At 40.7% G+C, this 7520-nt stretch carries 6 protein-coding genes; all 6 read right to left on the bottom strand.

Annotated features, from left to right (window positions below):
• Positions 1-543 precede the first annotated feature (543 nt).
• Entirely contained in the window at positions 544-2223 is a 1680-nt protein-coding gene (locus tag ACTNBR_RS15765) for an ABC transporter ATP-binding protein (protein ID WP_427808855.1), read from the bottom strand.
• Positions 2213-3943, bottom strand: coding sequence for an ABC transporter ATP-binding protein (locus tag ACTNBR_RS15760; protein ID WP_427808856.1), 1731 nt, complete (start codon positions 3941-3943; stop codon positions 2213-2215). The genes ACTNBR_RS15765 and ACTNBR_RS15760 overlap by 11 nt, the downstream gene beginning before the upstream one ends.
• Before the next feature lie 34 nt (positions 3944-3977).
• Positions 3978-4577, bottom strand: coding sequence for an HD domain-containing protein (locus ACTNBR_RS15755; RefSeq protein WP_320813640.1), 600 nt, complete (start codon positions 4575-4577; stop codon positions 3978-3980).
• A 172-nt stretch (positions 4578-4749) separates the two neighbouring features.
• Positions 4750-5454, bottom strand: coding sequence for an SDR family oxidoreductase (locus tag ACTNBR_RS15750; RefSeq protein ID WP_320813639.1), 705 nt, complete (start codon positions 5452-5454; stop codon positions 4750-4752).
• A gap of 48 nt (positions 5455-5502) precedes the next feature.
• Positions 5503-6291, bottom strand: a complete 789-nt coding sequence (locus ACTNBR_RS15745; protein WP_320813638.1) for an HAD family hydrolase — start codon at positions 6289-6291, stop codon at positions 5503-5505.
• 54 nt (positions 6292-6345) lie between these two features.
• Entirely contained in the window at positions 6346-7326 is a 981-nt protein-coding gene (locus ACTNBR_RS15740; RefSeq protein WP_320813637.1) for a DHH family phosphoesterase, read from the bottom strand.
• Positions 7327-7520: the final 194 nt, after the last annotated feature.

Below are 7520 nucleotides of genomic sequence, written 5' to 3'. Positions count from 1 at the left end.
TCCTTCTTACTGTTTTTAGGTTTGTTAAATCTGTCGATTCAACCGTTCTTGAAAAATCTCTTAAAGAATTTTCAGGGTTGTTGTCTATTGTTTAGTTATCAATGTTCTTTGCTGTTCTGTCTTGCGACAGCCATATTAGATTATCACATCTTCAAGCATCTGTCAAGACTTTTTTCATTTTTCTTATGCTGTTCATTTCTTCGGAACTCTGTTCTTCCGAACGACAGCTTATTTAGGATATCACATCTTTCGACGTATGTCAACAACTTTTTTCTTCGGACTTCTGCATGCCGCCCCTGGCCTCTGTCCCAGTCCTTTCTAAAATAAGTTATGACCCGCTGTCCGGTATCTCATTTCTGAGTTCTGTCCGATCAACGAGTCATATCTTACCACTACATTCTGTAATTGTCAATATTGTTTTTGTTTTTTATTTATTTCAGACAATTCAAACAATTTTATCGTTATATTATTTCTTTCATGCTTTTCACATTTTCACTTACATTGGTACGTATTCTTCACCATACTTAGATACGATTTTGATAATTATCCAATCACTATTTCTCTTTCTCCGGTTTTATTATATAAACGATGTGATATCGAAATCACTGTACGATCATGAGAGGCGTTTTTTAAAGCTTCCATGATCTGTTCTTCCGTTCCCGAATCCAGATTAGCCGTTATCTCATCTAAGAGAAGAATTTTAGGATTCAACACAATTGCTCTTGCAATAGACAGAAGTTGAAACTGCCCTTGTGAAAATAACTTTTCATCACACTGAGTATCCATTTTATCAGGAAGAGCGCACACAGTATTAAGAATACCAACGGTTTCAAGTGCTTTTTCAATCTGTCTTTCGGAAACTTCCGGATCTTTCAAGGAAATCTGTTCTGCAACCGTCCCCCGGATCATCCGAAACTGTTGTTCCACGTACCCGAACAAATGCCTCCTCTTCTCTTCCGGAATCGAAGAGGGCGCAATTCCGTATACCATTATTTTTCCTTTATCTGGACGATACAATCCTGAGATCAATTTTATTAACGTACTCTTTCCGGCACCGGTTCTGCCTGTCAGGACGACATTTTCCCCTTCTTTGATTTCCATATTAAAATCATGCAGGATCTCTTGCTGATCCGTTCCATAGCTGAAGCAGACTTCCGAAAATTTGACCGCAGAACTCTTTTGATTATCTTGTTTACTTGATTTCGTAACGCAAGGATCTGCATCCTTCACACCGTACAGCTTCGAAACATATGGTTCTTCTTTCTCTTCGAAAAACTCATTGATTCTTCTCACACCCGCAGCTGCTGACTGTATATTCTGAATTTCCATACCTATATTTTCAAGAGGTTCAAAGAAATTCCCTACATAGGCAATCAATGCTGCAGCTGTTCCGGCAGACATCCCGAAAAACTCCCTTATTGCTCCCGCCTGTCCGGAAGCTCCCATCATAACACCAATGAGCAATGCACTGACAGTAACGATAATCGGAGAATAGATAGCATCACAAAAATTGGATTGCTCCTGCGCGCGAAATCCCTGTTCAATCGTATCTCCATAACGCTGCTGCATGAATTCTTGTCTGCGAAGAACCCGTATTGTTCGCATATTTTTCAAGGTTTCCGGTATCAACTGATTCGTTCTTCCTACAGCCACACGGCTTTCTATTTGTGCCTTCAACATTCTTTTTTGGAAAACACGAGTCATCCAGAATAAAAACGGAGTCACCACGACAAGTATGATCCCCAGTCCTTTACTTCTGGAAAAAATGATCAAAACGATGCTGACAAGCTTACATACATTCGATGCCATGCTAATCACGCCCGATGTAAATAAGTTTTCCACTGTATTAACATCATTTACAAAACGTGAAGCTGTTACTCCAGGTTCTTTTTCGATATAATAAGAAGCCGGCAGACGAAGAAGTTTTTCACTCATAGCAGAACGGATCCTATGCGTTACTTTCTGTCCAAAGACAGTAATCACACTTTCTTTTAAAGCCTCCAGAAAGCCGGATACAGCAATGAGCAAAAAATACCCTATGGCGATCGATAATCCCACATTTTCATGCTCTGCCAGACGATTTACAATCTGTTCCAGAACCAGTGGCGGAAGAAGCACGGCTCCGATCGTTCCTGCAATTGCCAATACTAACGTGAAACTGAGCCATTTATTGTTATAAACTGTTTCCTTTATTGCATGCATAACAGACCTTCTACTCTGCATATACTTTGCCTCCTCTCCTCTGTTCCTCGTACAGAAGACGGTAATGTTCTTCTTCCTGTATTAGTTTGTCGTGACTGGCAACGCAAACCTTTCCATTTTCAAGCCATAACACCTGATCAAACTTAGGAAACAATCCTAAACGATGTGAAATCAGCAAAATAACGCTATCTTTTCCCCACAAACGTAAATTTTCATAGATTTGTTTTTCTGTCTCCATATCCACAGCCGAAAACGGATCATCCAGAATCATAAGTGGCTTTTTGTGATACAGGGTTCGGGCAAGTGCAATCCTGGCCTGCTGTCCTCCCGAAAGCCGTACACCCCCGCTACCGATTCGGGTATATATTTTCTCCGGCAAAAGTTCTACTTCCTGATCCATACAAACTGCACGAAGCACTTCCTCAACATCCCCCGGCTTCCCCATACAGATATTATCTTCTATTGTTCCATCAAACAACTCCGGCTGATGTCCCAGATATCCTACTTCGTTTATGTATTCGCCTTTTCCGTCAAACGAAACATTTCCCATGGTAATCTTTCCGTCATAAAGCAACTCTCCGGTGAAGATTCTGCCAAATGTTGATTTGCCACATGCCACTTCACCTGTGATTCCCAGAATCTGTCCCGGATTCCCTTTAAAAGTAACATTCGCAAATAATGGATTTTGACCGGGCCAGGCAAACGTAAGTCCTGACACTTCCAGCGTAGCTGCCTGCGTATGTTCTACTCTTTTCTCTTCTTGAATCTCTTTCAAATATGGCTTAATACGTTTCCATGATACCTCTGCTTTCTGTACAGCATTGAATAGCTTTGCCGCCTTGGAGGACTTGACAGCCAATTTCCTATAGCATGCAAAAAAAGTAGAAAATGCAGCAATATTCCAGACTGACCATCCTGTTCCGAGCACATTTCTTTCGCCAAACCATATAATCATCACCGTTCCAATCATCGAAATCACCTGATAAACAGGCTGCATCACATTTTCCCACAAATTCGCGCGAATGGCTTTTTTTTCATAATCTGCAAGATACAGCTCATATTCCGCATTCCGATTCTTCTCCTGACCATAGATCCGGTATGTCAGCGCATTCGTGATGCGCTCCAGGGTAGATGCATTCAACCTCCCGCTGCTCTCTCTGCTGAGTGCCACATTTCTTGTCACGATTATTTTTAGTCGTTCCGCGAGAATATAAGCAATCGGCGGAAACAGCATGGAAAGGATCGTAAGCCTCCAGTCATAAGAAAGCAGCATGACAAGATAAGCAATCATTACGATCCCCGTGTCAAATATCTCAGTCGTAAATTTGCGCATTCCCTCCACACATGCATCCGCATCAGCGATGATCTTCGTCATCATCGTTCCGGCGTCTTCATGCTCTTCTTTCTTTTGATACAGCAAATTCCGGTACAAAGTCATTTTCATATTCTTGCTGATATTGTTTGCGAATTTCCGCACATAAAGCCGCTTCAGATACCGCATAAACTGAACAAAAAAAATGGTCAGCACATAGCATCCCGCCAGTCTGACCATTGCTGACGGCCTTTTCTGACCGCCGATGATATCACACAAATACTGCACCATCTGTCCTTCGAACCAGGGACCTGCGACCATTCCGACATTATATAAAATACCTGTTATCGTCACAGTCAGGAGAAGCCATTTTTCTTTCCGGAAATAATAGCCAATCTGATCCGTGGCATTTTTATCCATTTTTTTCATCTGCTTGCCTATCCCCTCTTCGCAAACGTTTATATTACAATTCTGATTCTTCCAAAACTTTCATAGCCTCTGCAACAGAAGTCTCGCAGGAACGCATTGCCAGAATCGTCTTCTCAATCAGATCTGCCAGTTCCCAACCCAGCATGTCTGCTCCCTGCCGAATCACTTCTCTGGAACATCCTGCCGCAAAATTCGCACTTTTGAATTTCTTCTTGACCGACTTCACTTCCATATCCTGCACACTCTTTGACGGCCGCATCAATGCAGTTGCCCAGATCAATCCCGTAAGTTCATCTGCCGCAAAAAGAACTTTTTCCATCTCATGCTCCGGTTTTATGTCAACTGTAATGCCATATCCATGACTGCACACTGCATGAATGATATCTTCCTGCACGCCGCCTTCTCTTAATAGTTCCGGTGCTTTGATGCAGTGCTGATCCGGATACAATTCAAAATCAATATCATGCAGAAGTCCGACAATTCCCCAGTATTCGGCATCTTCTCCATATCCAAGTTCATCAGCATACCACTTCATAACACCTTCCACCGTAAGTGCGTGCTGTATATGGAATGAATCCTTATTGTATTTTTTCAGTAACTCAAATGCATCTTCTCTTGAAATATGCTCTTTCATTATCTGCGCCTCCTAAGATTGTTCTGTCGTTTTTATATAAGGCTCATTGTAGCACTATTTTCTTTTTCTCTCAATCACTGATTTCCATCGGTTTTCCGTCAGAAATCCCCAGTTCTGTTCATACCTGTCGTTGTATAACGGTTTTATAATTGAATTACAATGAACCTGTAGTTTAATTTCCCAATTTCCACCCGCAGTCTCCATGATAAATCATCTGTCTCGTCATTCCTCCGTCAATGCAGATATTCTCCCCTGTTATGAATCCTGCTTTATCCGAGCACAGATATAGGACCATATTTGCAATGTCCGTAGGATTTCCGACTCTGCCGGCCGGCTGTTGATATGCATCCGGGCCTTCGTATACTGTATATGCAGTATCGATCCACCCAGGGGAGATGGAATTTACTCTGACTTTTCCTGCCAAACTGACTGCCAATGCATGAGTAAGTGCAGCAATTCCGCCTTTCGCCGCCGTATAGCTTTCAGTCTGCGGCTGACTCATCCGATCTCTTGACGATGAAATATTAATAATCGAAGCACCTTCTGCAAAATAGGGCTGAAATAGTTTTGTAAGATAAAACGGTGCCGTAATCCCTACTGAAAGCGCGTATTCAAACTCCTCATAAGAACATGTATCAATTCCTTTCATCAACGGCAACGCATTATTAATCAGGAAATCAATGTGCCCATTGTCTTTTATGACCTTATCTGCAAAATCTTCAAGAACTTCTTTCTTACTAATATCACCGACATAATGATTTCCCTCCGCGATATCAATGATCCGGACAATCGCACCTGCTTTTTGAAATTCTTCAGCAATCGTTTTTCCGATGCCATGCGCACCGCCTGTTATTACCACAACTTTATCATGAAACACTGACATTTCCCTCTTTCATATTCTCTTCTGCTCAATACGTTACATTGTTTATATTAACCCAAATCTTTTCATCGCGTATTCAATTCCATCTTCTTCCACAGCCTTTGTAACAAACTCCGTATAAGGGTCTAGTGCCGGACTGTGCTTCTCCATTGCAATTGCATGCCCAGCATACCGGAACATTGGAAGATCATTTGCGCTGTCCCCAAAGACAAATGACTGTTCTCTGGAGAAACCAAATTTATCCAGAACCATTTGGATTGCGGTTGCTTTCGAGCAGCCTTTTGGTACACACTCATATGCTCCATACTCCCGGTCAATTATATCCATATCTCTTTCTATAAATTGAAAAAAGCTTTCATTATCACTTTTGCCATCGGTCATAACGTACATCTTGTCATATAGGCATCTACCTTCTTCAAGATAACGCTTTTGCCCAAGTCCCCTTTTCTTCATCTTTGTTCGCAGATCTTCAATCTCTTGAAACCTTGATGTACGTTTTGAAAAATAAACATCTTCGATACCTTCAAACACGCCGTCGATCCGACACTCTAACGCCATTTTTGCAATTGCATCTGCCCGGACTGACGGTAAATTCTTTTTATAAAAGATTTCATCTCCATAAGTAAGAAATATGCCACAACCACATAAAAATCCATCGAAGGGCATCTCTGTAATCTTACTCGGAAGGGTGCACCTTGTTCGACCGGTATTTACAAACAGTAGGTGACCCTTTTCCTTTGCTTTTAATAATGCATAAAACGTGCTTTTCGGTATTTCTTTTGTTTTTTCACTTAGAATGGTTCCATCGATGTCAAAAAATAATGCCTGTCTCATTCTAACTATATCCTTTCATTTCAAATACGCTCATGTCTATAGTATCTCATCTAATTAACTATGTATAATATGACTTTCTAACATAATCTCATTCATTCTCTGTATAATCACATCTGTAACTTCCTGATGACCATATTTTTCATTCATCAGTTCTCTTGAAATATTTCCTCCGGCTTTATCTTTATGCCCGCCGCCATTACCGATATTTTCACACAATTTTTCGGCCACCACATTTGCCGGATAATCCCAGTTGCAGCTTCGAACCGAAATCTGATATCCATTGTCCACATCGGTAAATGAAACAGATACTTTAGCGGCATCAACCATTATCGCCATGTCACCAATGATACCAAGAATAGATTGTTCACAGTGCATAGCAGAAATAATCAGATATCTTCTTTCTGCATTAAAATAGCAATTATTCAGAGCATCACCTGCAATCATCAAATCACCAACCGTCATACACGACTTTTTTAAACGTTCCAGTTCCGGATAGTCATCGCGTAATGCCGAACGCATTGCACAATCCTTCTCTTTATAAAGATCCACATAGGAAGAAGTGTCTGTATACAATCCGTAAAGAAATGCAATTCGCATTTTTCTGTTATCCTCAACAGAATACCCTTCTTCTTTCAACAGTTCCCACACTATCGTTGAACAGCTTTGGTATGTATTATCTATGAATGTTTTATCTGTTCTTTTCATGTAAAGTGTATGATGATCAACGACTGCAATTTCCGGAGCCTCGAACTTCTGAGCATTCCCCTGACCATATTGCGCATCAACCATCATCAGAAGTTCTGTCTTTGGAAGTTCCGCAGTATGCTCTGCCGGAATCCCGCATACTTCCATCATATAAAGTAAATTTTTCTTTTTTATACTTTCTCTGCCACCATATACAATTCTGGTATCTATTCCATGGTCAGTAAAATATGTATACAAACCTAATGAAGAAGCCAGCGCATCCGGATCCGGATTGTTATGACACTGAATACAAATACTTTTATATTTCAAAAACTGACTTAAAAAACCCATTTTCCTCTCCTTCTTTATTGTAAAATAATATACGAAAAAACTGCAAACTTTGTCACCAAAGTCTGCAGCTATCTCTTTTTATATACCTTCAAAACCACATACAAAGTTTTATCTCTCCATCCATTTCTTTCCTATCCTACCATTTCAAACTTACTTTCCGCGGAAACCATTCGAGAACTTCGTTCTCTCATTGT

This window comes from Bariatricus sp. HCP28S3_F11 (genome assembly GCF_052065395.1).
Classification (GTDB): domain Bacteria; phylum Bacillota; class Clostridia; order Lachnospirales; family Lachnospiraceae; genus Allocoprococcus.
Note: the sequence above shows the minus strand (reverse complement) of the source record. Positions and strands in the feature narration are given on the sequence as shown.

What these genes read in the sequence shown, in the direction of transcription:
- ACTNBR_RS15765 (WP_427808855.1), bottom strand. Translation starts at nt 2,223, where the DNA reads ATGCAGAGTAGAAGGTCTGTTATGCATGCAATAAAGGAAACAGTTTAT.
- ACTNBR_RS15760 (WP_427808856.1), bottom strand. Translation starts at nt 3,943, where the DNA reads ATGAAAAAAATGGATAAAAATGCCACGGATCAGATTGGCTATTATTTC.
- ACTNBR_RS15755 (WP_320813640.1), bottom strand. Translation starts at nt 4,577, where the DNA reads ATGAAAGAGCATATTTCAAGAGAAGATGCATTTGAGTTACTGAAAAAA.
- ACTNBR_RS15745 (WP_320813638.1), bottom strand. Translation starts at nt 6,291, where the DNA reads ATGAGACAGGCATTATTTTTTGACATCGATGGAACCATTCTAAGTGAA.
- ACTNBR_RS15740 (WP_320813637.1), bottom strand. Translation starts at nt 7,326, where the DNA reads ATGGGTTTTTTAAGTCAGTTTTTGAAATATAAAAGTATTTGTATTCAG.